The 16,070-nt window shown below is 56.5% G+C and carries 18 protein-coding genes; 11 read left to right on the plus strand and 7 right to left on the minus strand.

Annotation, left to right across the window (positions count from 1 at the left end; genetic code table 11):
• Positions 1-3: 3 nt before the first annotated feature.
• The gene (locus tag DFP90_RS17140; protein WP_115937739.1) at positions 4-798 is read right to left on the minus strand and encodes an ABC transporter permease; all 795 of its coding nucleotides are present in this window, start codon (positions 796-798) and stop codon (positions 4-6) included.
• Between the two features lie 98 nt (positions 799-896).
• Positions 897-2,183, minus strand: coding sequence for a hypothetical protein (locus DFP90_RS17145; protein WP_115937740.1), 1,287 nt, complete (start codon positions 2,181-2,183; stop codon positions 897-899).
• A gap of 343 nt (positions 2,184-2,526) precedes the next feature.
• Here DFP90_RS17145 and DFP90_RS17150 point away from each other — a divergent pair, with 343 nt between their 5' ends.
• Both DFP90_RS17150 and DFP90_RS17155 read left to right on the plus strand, forming a co-directional pair.
• Positions 2,527-3,144 carry a regulatory protein RecX gene (locus DFP90_RS17150; RefSeq protein ID WP_245957106.1) on the plus strand — a complete coding sequence of 206 codons (618 nt, stop codon included), beginning with the start codon at positions 2,527-2,529 and terminating at the stop codon, positions 3,142-3,144.
• Between the two features lie 18 nt (positions 3,145-3,162).
• On the plus strand, positions 3,163-3,453 hold the full coding sequence (locus DFP90_RS17155; RefSeq protein ID WP_115937741.1) for a 4a-hydroxytetrahydrobiopterin dehydratase: 291 nt from the start codon (positions 3,163-3,165) through the stop codon (positions 3,451-3,453).
• Between the two features lie 21 nt (positions 3,454-3,474).
• Here the strand turns inward: DFP90_RS17155 and DFP90_RS23430 are convergent, their stop codons facing one another.
• A complete protein-coding gene (locus DFP90_RS23430; RefSeq protein WP_115937742.1) occupies positions 3,475-3,744 on the minus strand; it encodes a DUF1674 domain-containing protein in 270 nt (89 codons plus the stop codon).
• 187 nt (positions 3,745-3,931) lie between these two features.
• On the opposite strand from DFP90_RS23430, the gene DFP90_RS17165 reads away from it, so the two are divergent.
• The 7 genes from DFP90_RS17165 to DFP90_RS17195 all read left to right on the plus strand — a co-directional run bounded on the left by DFP90_RS17165 (position 3,932) and on the right by DFP90_RS17195 (position 11,030).
• Complete coding sequence (locus DFP90_RS17165) at positions 3,932-4,387, plus strand: HIT family protein (RefSeq protein WP_115937743.1); 456 nt, start codon at positions 3,932-3,934, stop codon at positions 4,385-4,387.
• A 58-nt stretch (positions 4,388-4,445) separates the two neighbouring features.
• Positions 4,446-5,819 (plus strand): RsmB/NOP family class I SAM-dependent RNA methyltransferase, encoded by a 1,374-nt coding sequence (locus DFP90_RS17170; RefSeq protein ID WP_115937744.1) that lies wholly within the window; start codon positions 4,446-4,448, stop codon positions 5,817-5,819.
• A gap of 166 nt (positions 5,820-5,985) precedes the next feature.
• A complete protein-coding gene (dapF, locus tag DFP90_RS17175; RefSeq protein ID WP_115937745.1) occupies positions 5,986-6,798 on the plus strand; it encodes a diaminopimelate epimerase in 813 nt (270 codons plus the stop codon).
• Positions 6,795-8,081: a tRNA (N(6)-L-threonylcarbamoyladenosine(37)-C(2))-methylthiotransferase MtaB gene (gene mtaB / locus DFP90_RS17180; protein ID WP_281269701.1), complete on the plus strand. Its 1,287-nt coding sequence runs from the start codon at positions 6,795-6,797 to the stop codon at positions 8,079-8,081. The genes dapF and mtaB overlap by 4 nt, the downstream gene beginning before the upstream one ends.
• A complete protein-coding gene (ftsY, locus tag DFP90_RS17185) occupies positions 8,078-8,995 on the plus strand; it encodes a signal recognition particle-docking protein FtsY (RefSeq protein ID WP_115937747.1) in 918 nt (305 codons plus the stop codon). The genes mtaB and ftsY overlap by 4 nt, the downstream gene beginning before the upstream one ends.
• 216 nt (positions 8,996-9,211) lie before the next feature.
• A complete protein-coding gene (locus DFP90_RS17190; RefSeq protein WP_181905423.1) occupies positions 9,212-10,069 on the plus strand; it encodes a helix-turn-helix transcriptional regulator in 858 nt (285 codons plus the stop codon).
• A gap of 79 nt (positions 10,070-10,148) precedes the next feature.
• Positions 10,149-11,030 carry a DMT family transporter gene (locus tag DFP90_RS17195; protein WP_115937749.1) on the plus strand — a complete coding sequence of 294 codons (882 nt, stop codon included), beginning with the start codon at positions 10,149-10,151 and terminating at the stop codon, positions 11,028-11,030.
• A gap of 27 nt (positions 11,031-11,057) precedes the next feature.
• Here the strand turns inward: DFP90_RS17195 and DFP90_RS17200 are convergent, their stop codons facing one another.
• Positions 11,058-12,140: a response regulator gene (locus tag DFP90_RS17200; RefSeq protein WP_115937750.1), complete on the minus strand. Its 1,083-nt coding sequence runs from the start codon at positions 12,138-12,140 to the stop codon at positions 11,058-11,060.
• A gap of 67 nt (positions 12,141-12,207) precedes the next feature.
• Complete coding sequence (locus tag DFP90_RS17205; RefSeq protein WP_115937751.1) at positions 12,208-12,462, minus strand: hypothetical protein; 255 nt, start codon at positions 12,460-12,462, stop codon at positions 12,208-12,210.
• Between the two features lie 213 nt (positions 12,463-12,675).
• Between DFP90_RS17205 and DFP90_RS17210 the strand changes: the two genes are divergently transcribed.
• Positions 12,676-13,527 carry a DMT family transporter gene (locus DFP90_RS17210; RefSeq protein WP_181905424.1) on the plus strand — a complete coding sequence of 284 codons (852 nt, stop codon included), beginning with the start codon at positions 12,676-12,678 and terminating at the stop codon, positions 13,525-13,527.
• Here DFP90_RS17210 and DFP90_RS17215 read toward each other — a convergent pair.
• On the minus strand, positions 13,524-14,681 hold the full coding sequence (locus tag DFP90_RS17215) for a glycosyltransferase (RefSeq protein ID WP_115937753.1): 1,158 nt from the start codon (positions 14,679-14,681) through the stop codon (positions 13,524-13,526). The two genes, DFP90_RS17210 and DFP90_RS17215, sit on opposite strands and share 4 nt — an antisense overlap.
• Positions 14,682-14,798: 117 nt before the next feature.
• On the opposite strand from DFP90_RS17215, the gene DFP90_RS17220 reads away from it, so the two are divergent.
• Positions 14,799-15,410: a septation protein A gene (locus DFP90_RS17220; protein WP_181905425.1), complete on the plus strand. Its 612-nt coding sequence runs from the start codon at positions 14,799-14,801 to the stop codon at positions 15,408-15,410.
• Positions 15,411-15,426: 16 nt separating this feature from the next.
• Here DFP90_RS17220 and DFP90_RS17225 read toward each other — a convergent pair whose 3' ends face one another.
• The gene (locus DFP90_RS17225; RefSeq protein WP_115937755.1) at positions 15,427-16,029 is read right to left on the minus strand and encodes an NUDIX hydrolase; all 603 of its coding nucleotides are present in this window, start codon (positions 16,027-16,029) and stop codon (positions 15,427-15,429) included.
• Positions 16,030-16,070 lie beyond the last annotated feature (41 nt).

Genomic DNA, 16,070 nt, shown 5'->3' on the forward strand with positions numbered 1-16,070 from the left:
CTATCACGCTTTCAGTTTGTAACCGCGCGCGGTCATCCGCCAGGCCACCAGCCAGAGGGCCACATTCACACCCGTCATGACCGCCAGCCCTAGCAGGGGATTGGCATCGGACTGACCGATGAACCCGAAGCGGAAACCATCGATCATATAGAAAAACGGATTGAAGTAGGCGGCAGAATAGAAGGGTTCCGGCAGTCTGGAAATGGAATAGAACGTGCCGGACAGGAAAGAAAACGGCGTTATCACAAAGTTGGTGACGGCAGCGATATGATCAAATTTCTCGGACCAGATTCCGCCGAGCATGCCCAGCAATGCCAGCATCATGGAGGAACTGACCGCGTGGAACAGGATGAAGCCGGGATGGGCAAAGGGTAATTCCACAAAAGCGGACATGCCAAGGCCGGTGACAAGGCCGACAAGGACGCCGCGCGTGACCCCGCCCAGGACATAGGCGGCGACAAACTCCCCAGCGCTGATCGGTGGCATCAGGACATCGACAATATTGCCCTGGATCTTAGAGATCACGATCGAGGAGGAAGTATTGGCAAATGCGTTTTGGGCCATGGCCATGATGATCAGGCCAGGCGCCAGGAAGGTGGCAAAGGCCGTGCCGTTCACAGTTTCAACCGCCCGCCCCAACGCCAGGCTGAAAATGGCCAAAAATAAAAGGGTGGTGACCACAGGGGCCGCAACGGTCTGTGTGAAAACATTGAGAAACCGGCGAACCTCTTTGAGATAGAGATTCCAAAGGCCGATCCAGTTGATCAGCCCAAATCGCCTGGGAGACGCCACTTGCATGAAATAAAACCAATCGCCTTTGCACGGGAAATTTACGATTTAGGCATTACTGCCTTATTTCTCAAGGGCAGGTGCTCAAGATGAACGGATTTTCCCCGTCACGGCTTTTTCGCAGGTGTGCCGCCAGCAACCAGATTGAGCACATCATCCAGAAGCGCCTTACTTTCATCCCGAGCCTTCTGCCGTTCTTTCTCCCGGTGCTTTTTGGCTTCCGGATCGTCAGTTGATTGTAATTTTCCCTGTAAAACCCGGTTATAGAGCTCGTCGTCGCGCTCTTCACTATCCCAGCTATGCATCTCTCGCACGGAACCCGTTCGTAAACCGGCACCTTTGGTGTCATATCCGCGCAACGACACTTCTTCCAACTCCTTAGTGGGTTGAGGCATGGCCCGGTACATATCGACAATCACATCATTACAGGCATCGGCACCTTCCAGCTTCGCCTTGGCCCAGCGTATAGAATGACCGCCCCAGCCATCCAACGCAAAAGAGATGTAGAGGCGGTTCTCTTTCAGCTCCTTTTGCATGGCCTTGAATTTCACGGGATCAATATAGGCGGTGTTATCCAGGATCAGCGCCTGGATATCTTGTGCCTTGATCAGGGCGTAATCGACAAATTTCTGGGCATTTTCATAGATCTTGTTGGCAAAGGTTGATAATTCGCCGCGTTTAAGGCCTGCATAATCCTTGATTTCGTCTGCCAGTTTTTCCAATTCGCCTAATTGCCGGGACAGATAGCCGATGTCACGGCTGTTGTCGCCAGAGACAAGCGAACAAATCGGCGCGGCAAACTCACTGTAAAATTCGATCCGCCGGGCCAGCACATCGCCGGAAGCACCTGATAGGCGGCCCATGATGGTGGCCAGTTCTCTTGCCAGCTTATAAACGGTATCGGGATCCTCGCTCATCAGGCGCATCAAAATTTTGCGGGTAACATGACGTAATTGCTCATCCCCGGCGCGGGCACCATAATCCCTGGAAAATAGAGCGAGCACTTCTAGAAAAGTTTCTCTGGTATCACGTTCCTCAACCTCCATGGCGGCTTGAGCCTGAGACACTTCAAATTCATCCCCATGATCGGCGACGATTTTCAGCCGCAGATTCCGCATCACCAGGGGATCCATATAGCCCTGGGTCACCTTGCCGTAATCCTGAACCGCCAGGAAAAGCGTTTCATCAAAGAAATTCAGTGTCCGCCAGTCCTTCAAACCCATGAAAGGCATGATCATGTCGCCGCTTCGCGAATTGTCCCCGCTCCAATTGACGATCAAGGCTTCATAAACATCATTTTCTGTTTTTGCTTTCCGGCAGCGAACAGCCTCCAGTCCCCGTCCCCGGAAACCGACATAAACTCCTCGATCTGCAAAATCCTGTTTCTTTGCCAATAATGTCACCCGGCAGTTGGCGAAAGGGACTAAGGCCCTGATCAGGCAGAAGCCTAGCATAAAAGGCTAAAGAGAAAGTTAGCGTAATTATGAGAAAGACTTAGGCATAAAAAAACCGGTGACGCATGATCTATGCGTCACCGGCCTTGAAACCCGAGCGACCGATGCTGGATGGGAGGGGCAGGATATTCAACCATCGATCGTTCCGGCAAAACTTCACCTTGGTACTTAGCCTTAGCTTTGTCTTGTGAAAATGATAATACTGTGGGCATCGCGACAGGGATGTGATAGCCATCACAAGCAACGAAAAAAAACAGGTCATGAATCGGAAAACCCTCATTTAATGATTAAAAATCAAATGGATAACGGGGAAGAAAAAAAGCAAAACACCCAGGGTGGCCGGAATAGGCGCCCATCCAGGCCGATTACCAAAAGCCGCCTGCATAACGGGGCGCTTTTTTACCTGCAGCGTTTCGCCAGCAGTTCCGAGAATCTACGCCAGGTCTTGATGCGCCGCGTGTTAAAAAGCGCGCGCGACCACAGCACCAACCCGGAAGAGGGTGCCGCCTGGATTGATGAGATTATCGTCAAGCTTCAGGAGCTGGGCCTGCTGAATGACCGTCAGTATGCAGAGGTAAAAGTGACCAGCCTTCTCCGGCGCGGCAATGCGCCAAGAACCGTGCGCATGAAATTGCGGGCAAAGGGTGTCGCTTCAGAAGATATTGACCTTGCGCTTGAGGCGGCGGCGGAAGAACAGCCTGCGGATCTGGACCTAACAGCCGCGGTGGCCTATGCCAAACGTCGCCGGATCGGTCCCTATCGGATAAAAAACCGGGAAGAACAGCGGGATAAGGACCTGGCGGCACTGGCGCGGCAAGGGTTTGGGTTTGACCTGGCACGAAAAATCATTGAAGCCGACTCAGCCGAGGCTTTGGAAGAAAGCCTCTATGAACAAGAATAGGGAAAGGGAAAAGAGAAAATGGTTGAAAAACTGTCAGCTGACGCACGGGCAACTTTGCTGCGGGAACTGGACGGCTGGGAAGAGGTGGATGGCCGTGATGCCATCATCCGGAAGCTGAAATTCAAAGATTTTAATGAAGCTTTCGGTTTCATGACCCGGGTCGCGATCCAGGCGGAAAAGGCGGACCATCATCCGGAATGGTTCAATGTCTATAACCGCGTTGAGGTGACATTGACCACCCATGACTGTAACGGTCTGTCCGAACGGGATGAAAAATTGGCTAAGTTCATCGACCGCATTGCCGGTTAATCCTGTAAGACGGACTGCGATTTAGAAATCCACACAACGGCCGGCCCGTTCCCAATCGCCGTAACGGGTCGGCTCCAGACCTTTCGGGCCACCGATTTCAATATCAATCTCGCCATTGGCCTCAGCCATCTTGCGCCATTTTTCGCCCGCCAGATCCGCCTTTTCTTCGGCTAGGGAACGGGAATCATGGCCTTTGGCCTCCGGGGTTGGCTGATCCTGGGCGGGCTCCGCTTCCGGGGCCTTGCCATCCGTTGACCGGGCGAATTTCAAAAGTTCTGCAAGCTTGTTCATAAGGCATAATATGTGTGCAAAATGATGATTTGCCAAGATCGGGCATGTGGAATGGTTCCGTCTGGAGGCAAAGACGCGGCAAAGCCTGGCCGGGAAGGAGTACGGGACGGAATAAGATTGCCGAAACGCGTGCGAATCTGGGATCAAGGCGTTGTAGCAAAAGGCGATGAGGGCCGGAGAAACCGTCATGACAAATAGCCTTGCAGAATTTGATACGCATTTCAGGATACCGGAGCTACAGGTTCACCAGACAGATTTCTGGCGTTGGAGCGTGCGACCGCAGCAGCCTACACTGGGGGCTGGGATCCTGTCGCTGCGTAACTATCAGACCAGGCTCTCGGCCATGCCGGAAGGGGCCGGCGCGGATTACCAGCGCATGGTCCGGGTGATCGAACAGACCCTGAAACAGTGTTTCGGCTATGACAAAATCAATCATCTGATGTTGATGATGGTGGATTCGCATGTGCATTATCATGTGATTCCCCGCTATGGCGGCCCGCGGATATTTGAGGGGCATACCTGGCAGGATGGCTCTTGGCCGACAGCACCGGATCTGGGGGCCGACCAGGCCGCCGGCCGACCGGAGATACTTTTGCAACTGTCAGATCACTTGCGGGAAAACCGGGTGTTGGATGGTGCCTGACCGGGAAAGATGGTGATAAGGCTTTCTTTTGGGCGGGCATGGGGTCATAACCAGTCTCATGACTGACAGATTCTCTTCCAAAAGCGCGCATGGCCGTAACGGCCGCGCACGAAAACCGGGCAACCCCAATGCCCGCCCAACCACAGCGCGGCCCAAGAGTGCAAGGCAGGTTGCCCTGACCTTGCTTGGTGCGGTGATGGATAAACATCTGGCCGTGGATGATGCTTGTTTTGGCAACCGGGATTTCGCCGATTTGTCAGATCGGGACAAATCCTTTGCCAAACTGCTGGTGCTGACCGTCGCCCGGCATATGGGCCAGATGAATGCGTTGATTGACCGTTTGCTGCAGGAACCGCCCGAAGGAGATAAGGGCCAGGTCCGCCGGATCTTGCAACTGGGCCTGGCGCAGCTGGTTTATCTGAAGACACCGGCCCATGCCGCGGTCGGCCAGACCGTTGAGCTGGCGGGCCGCAAACCGCTGTTTCGGTACAAAGGGGTGGTCAATGCCATTCTCCGTCGGGTGGATCGTGAGGGCGATGCCCTGTTTGACGATCTGTCCGATCCGAAACTAAATGTCCGCCCCTGGGCATGGAAATCCTGGGAAGCCGCCTATGGCGAAACTACGGCGAGGGCGATTGCAACGGCGCATGTTGCCGGGGCTACGTTGGATCTGACCGTGAAGGATGATGCGGATGACTGGGCGGAAACACTGGGCGCGGATCGGCTGCCCACGGGTTCGCTGCGTCTGCCCGCCGGTACCGCTGTGCCGGGGTTGGAAGGCTATAAGGCCGGCCATTGGTGGGTGCAGGATGCGGCGGCTGCCCTGCCGGTCAAGCTGCTGGGCGATGTGACCGGGAAGACGGTCATTGATCTTTGTGCTGCGCCGGGCGGCAAAACCATGCAACTGATCGCAGCCGGGGCCTCCGTTACGGCGGTGGACCGGCATGGTGGCCGCTTGAAACGTTTGCAGGCCAATCTGGACCGGGTCGGCCAGCGTGCGCAGGTGGTTGAGGCGGATGCGGAAACCTGGCGACCGGAAAAGCCCGCAGATATTGTCCTTTTGGATGCGCCCTGCACGGCCACCGGCACCATTCGGCGTCATCCGGAATTGCAATGGATCCGCTCGCCCAATGATGTGAAGGAATTGGCGGAGCTGCAGCGGAAGTTATTGTTGGCCAGCCTGGACATGGTTCGTCCGGGCGGCGAGATCCTTTATGTGACTTGTTCGCTTCAGCCCGAAGAGGGTGAAGCCCAGATCGCAGGTCTTTTGGATGCGGTGGTTGAACTCTCCCTGAAGCCGTTTGTCAAAGCGGATCTGCCTGGATTGGAAGAAGCCATCACGGATCATGGTTATCTGCGCTGCCTGCCCAGTTACTGGGCGGAAAAGGGCGGCATGGACGGGTTTTTCGCGGCGCGTCTGATCCGAAAATAATGGGCCGGTATCACCGTCCCGGGCGGAAATCGGGCAAAAGGCTGGACTTTTGCCCGTTACTGGCCTTATAACGCGCGCGTAAGAACCGGTTGCACCCGATTGATTTGCGCGTCATGGTACGCTGCATGGTGCCCCGTAACCTGCTTCAGACAAGAGCGTATTAAAAATGATTCCGTTCAGGAAAATGCATGGCCTGGGTAACGATTTTGTCGTTATCGACAACCGCCACGGACAATGGTCCCTGACGACGGATCAGGTACGCCTGGTGTCTGACCGCCGCTTTGGCGTTGGCTGTGACCAATTGATCATTATGGAAGCGGTCGAAGGGGACGCGGATCTGTTCATGCGGATTTATAATCCGGACGGGTCCGAATCCGGGGCCTGCGGCAATGCGACCCGTTGTGTCGCGTCGCTTGCGATGAAGGAACGCGGCCTGGATCAGGTCCTGATCAAGACCCGGCGCGGCAACCTGCATGCAACCGCCGCCGAGGCGGGTGATATCACCGTTGATATGGGCAATGCCCTGATCGATTGGCGCGATGTGCCGCTGTCGGAGGAAATGGATACCCTGTCCCTGCCGATACAGTTGGGTTCGCTGGAAAACCCGGTGGCGGTTGGTATGGGCAATCCCCATTGTGTATTCTTTGTTGAGGATGCGGACAGCCTGCCCCTGGAAAAACTGGGACCGCAGGTGGAACATCATCCGCTGTTTCCCGAACGCACCAATGTCGAGCTGGCTACCATCCGGCCGAACGGATCCATCCGGCTGCGTGTCTGGGAACGCGGCGCCGGGAAGACGCTGGCCTGCGGATCGGGCGCTTGCGCGACCCTGGTTGCTGCCGTGCGCCGCGGTTTGAGCGCGCGTCAGGCGGAGATTGAGCTGGATGGCGGGGTTCTGAAAATGCAATGGCTGGAAAACGGCCATGTGCTGATGACCGGGGCAGTGGCCACTGCCTTTATCGGGGAGCTGGACCTGTGAGTAACCCGGATCAACGCCCCGATGCGGATCCGGAAATTGTCACTTTCGGATGCCGGTTGAACACCTATGAATCCCAAGTGATGCTGGATAATGCGCGCGAAGCAGGCCTGACCAACGCGGTGATCTTCAACACCTGTGCGGTGACCGCAGAGGCCGAACGCCAGGCCCGGCAATCGATCCGGCGCGCCAGACGCAACAATCCCGACGCCCAGATCATTGTGACCGGCTGCGCTGCCCAGGTGCATGCCGACGCCTTTGCCCAGATGCCGGAAGTCGACCGGGTGGTCGGCAATATGGAAAAGATGAAGCCCGATGCCTTTGGCCTGGATGTGACGGAAAAAGTCCTGGTCAATGACATTATGTCGGTGGAGGAAACCGCCGGTCATCTGGTCGCAGGCCTTGAGGGCCGCGCCCGTGCCTTTGTCCAGGTACAAAATGGCTGTGACCATCGCTGTACCTTCTGCATCATCCCCTATGGCCGCGGCAACAGCCGCTCGGTTCCTATGGGCGAGGTGGTCGCCCAGGTGCGCGAGCTGGTTGCCAATGGTTACAAGGAAGTAGTGCTGACCGGGGTGGATATCACGTCCTATGGCGAGGATCTGCCAGGCAAGCCACAGCTGGGCCAAATGGTGCGCCGGTTGCTGGCCGCGGTGCCGGATCTGCCGCGCCTGAGGATTTCGTCCATCGACTGCATTGAGATGGACGAGGATCTGTTCCGCCTGCTGGCGGAGGAAAAGCGTCTGATGCCGCATTTCCACCTCTCGCTGCAGGCGGGCGATGACATGATCTTGAAACGGATGAAACGCCGCCACTTGCGTGATCAGGCGATTGACCTGTGCAAGCGCCTGCGCGCCGCCCGGCCCGAGGTGGTTTTCGGTGCCGACCTGATTGCCGGTTTCCCGACTGAGACCGAGGAAATGTTCGAAAATACCATGGCGATCGTGGATGAATGCGGCCTGACCTGGCTGCATGTTTTCCCCTATTCCGAACGGGAAGGCACACCGGCGGCAAAGATTCCAAATTCGGTGCCCAAGGCCGTGCGCAAGGAACGCGCGGCCCGCCTGCGCGCCAAGGGAGCAGAGCGGGAAGCGGCATTCCTCGCGGCTCAAATTGGAAAAGAAGCCATGGTGCTTTTCGAGCGCAACGGCGTTGGCCGCACCGAACAGTTTACCCAGGTCCGGTTCGACCGCCCGGTCGAGGACGGTGCCCTGGTGCATGCAGTGATTACAGGGGTAGAGAATAATATGTTGCTGGCAAAACCGGCCCATGAGGCCGCCGCATGAGTTGGTTCCAAAAACTTAAATCCGGCCTTTCCAAATCCTCCACCAAAATTGTTTCCTCCATTTCCAGTGTCATCACCAAGCGCAAGCTGGATGATGAGGCGCTGGAAGAATTGGAAGAGGCGCTGATTGCGGCGGATCTCGGACCTGTCACGGCGGCGAAGCTGACGGCATCGCTGGCAAAATCGCGCTTTGACAAGGAAGTCACCGACGAGGAGGTGCGCGGCGCGCTGGCTGAGGATATCGCCATTATTCTCGATCCCGTGGCCAAGCCGCTGGAAATTGACCGCTCGAAAGGCCCGCATGTGGTTCTGGTGGTTGGAGTCAACGGTTCGGGCAAGACCACCACCATCGGCAAAATGGCACAGCATTATTCCGCGCAGGGGCTGAAGGTCATGCTGGCGGCGGGCGATACCTTCCGTGCGGCCGCGGTCGAACAGCTGAAAATCTGGGGCGACCGGACCGGATGCAAAGTGGTGGCACGGGAAACCGGCGCGGATGCGGCAGGCCTGGCCTATGACGCGATTGAAAGCGCGCGGGCCGAAGGCGCGGATCTGCTGTTGATCGATACCGCCGGGCGTCTGCATAACAAGAAAGACCTGATGGCGGAGCTGGAAAAGGTCGTGCGTGTGATTGCCAAACTGGACGCAAGCGCGCCGCATAACACCCTCTTGGTGCTGGATGCGACGGTTGGCCAGAATGCGCATTCCCAGGTGGAAACCTTCCAGTCGATCGTGAATGTGTCCGGCCTGGTGGTGACCAAGTTGGATGGCACGGCCAAGGGGGGCGTGCTGGTGGCGCTGGCGGAAAAATTCGGCCTGCCCGTGCATGCCATCGGCGTTGGCGAAACCGCCGATGATCTGAAACCTTTTGAGGCGGATGCCTATGCCAAGAGCCTGATGGGCTTGGCAGACTAAGCGCGTTCAATTCCCTGATTTTCATTTAGGTTCTGTCATCCCGGCCACCGTGCCGGGATCCAGGGGCTGTAAACCGCCGTCGCCTGAGAAATTTGTCTTGGACCCCGGATCACGTCCGGGGTGACGAATCGTTAGGACTGGGATCAACAGCAATATCATACAAGTGACTTGCAGTGGCGATCTGATATGCTTGGCCCCTTCCAAGAGGGGAAAGCGATGCAGGCAGACAGGACAATCCGGATTGATGGGGGCAAGGGAAAAGCGGACAGTGTCTCTTTTCATGCCACCAACCGTGCGGATGTGATGCCTGTAACCGCCTGGCTGCCCAGCCATGCCTATCCCAAACACAGCCATGATGCCTTTGGCATCGGATATATGGTCGCAGGCGCACAGGATTCGGTTTATGGCCGCCATTCCCGCATCACGGAGGCGGGGGATGTGATGCTGACCAATCCCGGTGAGGTGCATGACGGCACGCCCATTGACGATCAGGGAAGGGCGTTCCGCATGTTTTATCTGGAACCCGGCATTCTCTACGAGGCCGCGGATGATTTGGGGGCGGTCTGGTCAAACAATACTGAGATTGCACCCAGCGCGGCAAAAGACCGGTGCTTGGCGGCAGGGCTGCACCGGCTGCACAACGCCTATCTGGAACGCGAAGACAAGCTTGCGACCGATAGTTTGCTGGCTCAAATCACCGGGCGTCTGGTGTGCCATCATGGAACCGAAAGGCCGGATCGCCAGGCCGGTGCCTTTGGCGCGGTGGAGCGCGTTAGATCCCTGCTGGCGGATGCGCCGGAGGAAAGTTATGAGTTGGATCAGCTGGCGGCACTGGCTGGGCTTTCCAAGTATCATTTTGTCCGATCATTTAAGAAAGCGATCGGTGTGACGCCCTTTAGCTATCTGACCCATCGGCGGGTGGCGAAATCCATGACGCTGCTTCGGGCAGGGCATAATGCGACTGAGGCCGCCCTCGACAGCGGTTTTTTTGATCAGTCCCATTTCACCCGTTATTTCAAACAGATCTATGGTGTGGCCCCGGGAATGGCGGCCCGGCAGGCGGGGCTCTATTAAGCGCAATATCTTACAAGCTGGCGGCGCAGATGCCTGTTAGACATGCTGCATCCGCTTTGTGATTGAATTTGGAACCGCCATGCCCTTCGCCTATCTTTCCCTTGCTGCCGCCATGATCCTGGTCGGCCTGAATATTCCGGTTGGCAAGATGTTGCTGGATCATTTCCCGGTTTTTGGTTTTTCCGTGATCCGCGGGCTGGTCGGTATTCTGATCCTGTTTCCCCTGTTGAAGATGAAATATGGCCGCATTCCAGCACCGGGCCTTTCCGGCGGGGGCGCGATCCTGGGGCAGGCCTTTATCGGGGTATTCCTGTTCAACCTGTTCATTCTATGGGGGCTTGAACGCACCTCCTCCATTGATGCGGGCATCATCACCAGCACCATTCCGGCCGCCGTGGCCCTGCTGGGGTTCTTGTTTTTCCGGGAACGACTGACGATGCGCGCCTTGATGATCATCGCGTTGGCAGTCTGTGGCGTGATGCTGGTGAACCTGGGCGGCAATGCACAGGGCGCAGCGGGCGACTTGATCGGCAACGGTTTCGTGATCGGCGCGGTCTTTTGCGAGGCGTTGTTTGTGATCTTTGCCAAGCGCGCGTCCGGGCGGCTCAGTCCGCTGGCGGCGACGGCCTGGCTGAATTTGGCGGCGCTGGTGATGTTCCTGCCGCTGGGGTTGCCGGAACTTGTCGCCATGGATCTGGTATCGGTTCCGGCGGATGTCTGGCTGCTGCTGTTCTATTACGCGGTCACATCCAGCGTGATCAGCTATATGCTTTGGTTCTTTGGCACAGCCCATGTGCCGGTCAGCCAGTCAGGCCTTTTTACCGCGGTGTTGCCGGTGAGCGCGGTATGCGGCGGGGCCTTTTTCCTGCAGGAAACGCTATCATCAATGCATGTGGTCGGTATTGGCGCGACCATCGGTGCTATCCTACTCGGCACGATGGCTAACAAGAAAAACGCCTGATACTGTCGGAAAGGGGCCAGAACGCGCTTAGTCGTCCTGGCTTTTCTTAAACTTCATCTTGGCTTCGTGAAGGCTCTGCATCAATTCTTTGCCGATCTTGCCGCCATCGCCTTTAATTTTCTGGGACATGACAACCTTGATCAGGTCGATATGGCTGTTGATCAGATCCAGCAGCAACGGTGTTGCTTCGGATTCCTCATCGGTGCATTCATAAAGCGATTTACCAAACTGGGTCATCAGCGGATAGCCGAAGATGCCCCCCTGGCCGCGCAATTCCAATGCGATGGAATGGATGGTGGCCATATGTTCCTTGCAGGATTCATCGCCCATATCCTCGATGGAGCGGTGATGGGCCTGGACCAGCTTTTCAATGCTTTCGGCCACCCAATCGGCGTAATCGCCCTCCATGTCGGCAATCTTGGCTTCCGCCGCTTCCAGCAATTCCGGATCAAAGGCCGGTTCGTCATTGCCGCCAAAGCCGGTGGCCAGTTTGGTTTTCAGTTTCTTTGGCAGGCGGATATACCAGACACGCTTCTTGCTGTTTTTCAGCGCGGCCATTTCCTTGCCCGAATGGATTATTTCCACGTCATTTTGCGTGTTGACGCGCTTTTCTTCCTTGGCTGGAATATTGCGCCGGCGGCGATCCGGTCCGAAATAGGTCGGGCAATAGACGACTTGTCGGGGATGTTCGATCACCTGGGTGAAGCGGGAGGCCAGGTTGGCGGCGGAAAAGGGCTTTGCGAGGAATTCATCAACACCGGCATCGCGGGCCTTGATAATTACATCTCGATCGGCGGCGGCGGAAATCATGATGAAAGGTAGGAACCGATCCGGTGACTTATCCGACAGGCGGATCCAGTGCAGGAACATAAGCCCGTCTACCACCGGCATGAACATATCGGAGACGATGATATCGACACCGGTCATGCCGACCATGGACTGGGTTTTCTTGCCACCTGGTGACATGACCGCAATGGCTTCCTCACCATTTTCAGCCGTTAAGATCCTCTCGACACCAAGGGCCCTGAGGATGCCGATAATCAGACTGCGCATGAATTGGCTGTCTTCGACGACGAGGACAGATAGCCGGGAGAAGTCAAAGCGTGCCATAGGGTCCCTTATATCCTTGTTACTATTTTATAATTCTTATCAGGCAAGCTGGCGTTTTGAAAACCCGTTAAACCAGTATGTTGAGATAAAACCCGCGGGTCGGCACATCTGATCGCGGTTCCCCGCCGTCGTCCCGCGCCAGAAGGGTATCCAGGCGGCCAAAGGCATTGTCGAGGTCCGTCTGTTCTTCCTGATCGGGTCGGGCCGCACGCGCCGCCGTACGGCCGCCACTGGTCTGCGGTCGGTCGGTGACTTTTTGTGGGCTGACCGCGGGAGTTTGTAGGCCGCGCGGTCCCGAGATGGAAGAACCATTATCAGACATGGCAATATTATACCGCTTACCGAAGGAACTTGGCAACGGCGGGAAACAGCCAGGACCAGATTGGGTAGCAATCCATTGATATCTGAAGGCGCCTTCAGGACGATTAACATGAATAAATACTCATGCCTGTATGACAAAGCCTCTTTTGATTACATACGGTTAGTTGGAATAATGTTGGTGAAATCTTGTTATTGCACTCGTGGAGGGGCGGTTATGGGGCTCGATGGCCTGGCTATTTTGATGGTTCTTGCTGCGGCGGTTTTGCATGCCAGCTGGAACGCCTTGGTCAAATCAGCGGCGGATCGGGTGCTGACTTTCGCCACGCTTTCTCTGGGCGGCATGTTGGCGGGGATGGTGGCGGTTCCCTTTCTTGAGGTCCCGGATCATCAAGCCTGGCCCTATCTTATAGCCTCTACCCTGGTTCATTACGGCTATTACGCATTCCTGATTCTCTCATACCGGCATGGCGATCTCAGCCAGGTCTATCCGCTGGCACGGGGGGCAGCGCCACTTCTTGTTGCGGCCGGCGCCTGGATCTTTGCGGGCGAGATGCTCTCTCCCATGGGGATGATGGCGGTGATGGTAACGTCAGCCGGGATCATGATGCTGGCCTTTGAAGGCGGCTGGCCGCGGGGGCGGGACCGGACACCGGTGCTGTTGGCACTGGTGACCGGGTGCTGGATTGCCGGCTATACGGTCCTGGATGGCATGGGCGTGCGCCGCTCTGGCGCGCCAATTTCCTATATACTCTGGCTCTATATCCTGGAAGGGCTGCCGTTCCTGGTCTGGGTTCTGCTCTGGAAGCGCCGGGCCTTTGTCAGCCATTTGAAACGGAACTGGATCACCGGCCTTGGCGGCGCAATGGCCAGCAATCTGGCCTATGGTCTGGTGATTTTTGCCATGAGCCTGGGCAGCATGGCGGCTGTATCTTCCATCCGGGAAACCTCTTCTTTACTGGCCACGGTGATCGCCGCCGTTGTTTTGAAAGAGAGCTTCACCGCCAGACGCTATCTGGCTGCGGGGCTGGTTTCCATCGGTGTCGTGGTGCTCAACGGCTGGGCCTAATGGGAAACCTCTGCCAGATGCCGCAGGATCTCTAAGGCCCGGTTTTGATATTGATGGCGTTCCCTGACCGCTGAATAGGCATCAAGTGCCTTTTGGGCAAGCAGGTCTTCATCCTGCAGCGCCGCCATCAGCCGGTCACGATTGCCTGAAGGGTCCCGGTAATCCACTTTCACAACCCCTTGATCCAGCCATTGCGCTGGATAGTCCTGTTGGCCGGTGATGGGAACAGCGGACCCGGCGGCAGCAAAGAAAAACCGTTCATGGGATTGGTAATATTCCGGTTGTGGTGACATCATCAGGCGGGATTGGTGCACCAATGCCGGTACCTGATCCGCCGGGACCGCACCGGGAAACTGGTCGGCCGTGCCGGCCGACAGCAATGCGTCAAATCCTGGACCGGCAACCAGGCCGCCAACATCCAGGCAAAGCTGGGCCATGATCAGTTTCATCCGGTCGCGCAGATACCGGTCCAGAACAATGGCGTAGGACCGTAACAATGGCCAGTCCAGGCGCTCCTTTTCCTGCTGGTCCAGGCCCTTGAGCAGATAGTTTTCAAGTCCGCCCGGCAGGCCGCCCAGATAAAGCTCGACCATCCGGTTCAGGTTTTCGGCCACCCGCTCTCCATATTGCCCGGCCCATTGATTGCGCTGTTCATCCGGATGGGCGCCTATGGTGCCGACAAACAGGCAAGGAATGGTTTTCTCCTGGTCCCAGGAAAAATTGTCGCTCACATTCACGGCATGGGGCAGCGTATAGAGAGGTCTGCCATCATGGATGGGGTATTTTTCCAGGAATTCCACATGCAGGGGGGAGGTTTGCGTGATGATGTGATTCTTGACCGGGATATTGAATTCCGGTGCATTGATGATCGGGTGATCCAGATACCATGAATAGACCGGGATGAAGGCGTCGTTGATGGCATCAAGAACCGGACTGTCACCGGCTGTAGGCAGGCCGACATTGTTGAAACAATTTAGGAAACAGTTGCCGTCCGTCTCCCTGATCAGATCCAGCAATTCCTGCCCCGCGCCGCTTTGGCGGGTGTCGATCAGGCGGTAGTCGACGCCTTCGGCCAGAAAGCCGTCCGCCATCTGCCGGGCCATTTCATTCACATTGTCATTCTCGGCGTGACAAAGGAAACCGATGCCAATCATGGGTGCACCGCCTGTTGCATATTTATTAACATGCTCAACACTATAGGGCTGTTCGGTTGCGCCTGCCAACAGGAAGGCCTATATCTGGCCCTGCCAATGAATAAGGGAGTATCAGGTTTGACCCAATCGGAAACACGCGCGGAAAAGGCAGAGCCGAAATGGCTGAAGCCGGTGGTGGATTATGTGCCATTGGCCGCCTATTTCATCGCCTATTATTTTTTCACCGATAAAGACCTGGTGGCTGCGACAAAGGTGATCCTGATCGCCACTGCCGCGGCGGTGCTGCTCTCGCTGGTGGTTGCCCGGCGCGTGCCGGTCTTGCCTCTCGTTACCTCGGGCTTCGTTTTGTTCTTTGCCGGGCTGACGGTCTATTTCGAGGATGCAACCTATATCAAGATGAAACCGACCATCGTGCAGATCCTGTTTGCGGGCCTGCTCTGGGTCAGCCTGTTGCTGAACCGGCTTTGGTTGAAGCGCATCTTTAATATGGCTTTCCATTTACCGGATGAAATCTGGCGCACGCTGACCTGGCGGTTTATCTGGTTTTTTCTGGCCAGTGCGGCCTTGAACGAATTTGTCTGGCGCACTTTGTCGGAGGAATTCTGGTTCAATTTCAAGGTTTTCGGCCTCACCGGCCTAACCTTTGTCTTTATCCTCAGCCAAATGCCGATGATTTCAAAAAATGCTGTCGAGCATGAGGAAGAAGACGGAGGAGATGACGCCGCCTGAGCGGAGGCGGCATCGGTCACAGGGTGCCGGTGGCACCCTCCGGATTGGTGAATGGCGCGAAGGCGGATTGCCCCCGGACTTCTTGAAAATGGTTCAAGGCCCAATGGACGGTCGGAAAGGCGATTTCCTGCCAGGGGATTTCATCCCAGCTGAACAGCCCGACATCGGTGCTTTCAGGTCCCGGTGAAAAATGGGGTTCCGGCAGGCTGGCGCGATAGATCATCTGGACCTGTGAGATTCGGGGAATCGTATAGATCGCCAGCAGTGCATCAATCTCGATCGCGGCGTTGGCCTCTTCAACCGCTTCCCGCTTGGCACCGTCCAAGGGCGTTTCATGCAGCTCCATATAGCCTGCCGGGATGGTCCAAAAACCGGCCCTTGGTTCGATCGAGCGTTTGCACAGCAGGAATTTATCACCGAAAGTGACCACGGCGCCGACCACCATCAGCGGGTTTTCATAGTTGATAAAGTTGCATTCGGGGCATACAAGGCGCTCAACGGAATCACCGCTGGGCACGCGCCGGACCCTCGGGCCGCGCTCGCCCTTGCCGGTCTCAACGGTATCGCCGTCGAAATAGGTGGTCTGATAACCGCCTTTATGTTCCTTGCGTGTGCTCATGGGCTGATATTGGAATTGCCGGCTCGCTCACGCAAGAGGGA

It is taken from the genome of Aestuariispira insulae (genome assembly GCF_003385955.1).
Lineage (GTDB): Bacteria > Pseudomonadota > Alphaproteobacteria > UBA8366 > Aestuariispiraceae > Aestuariispira > Aestuariispira insulae.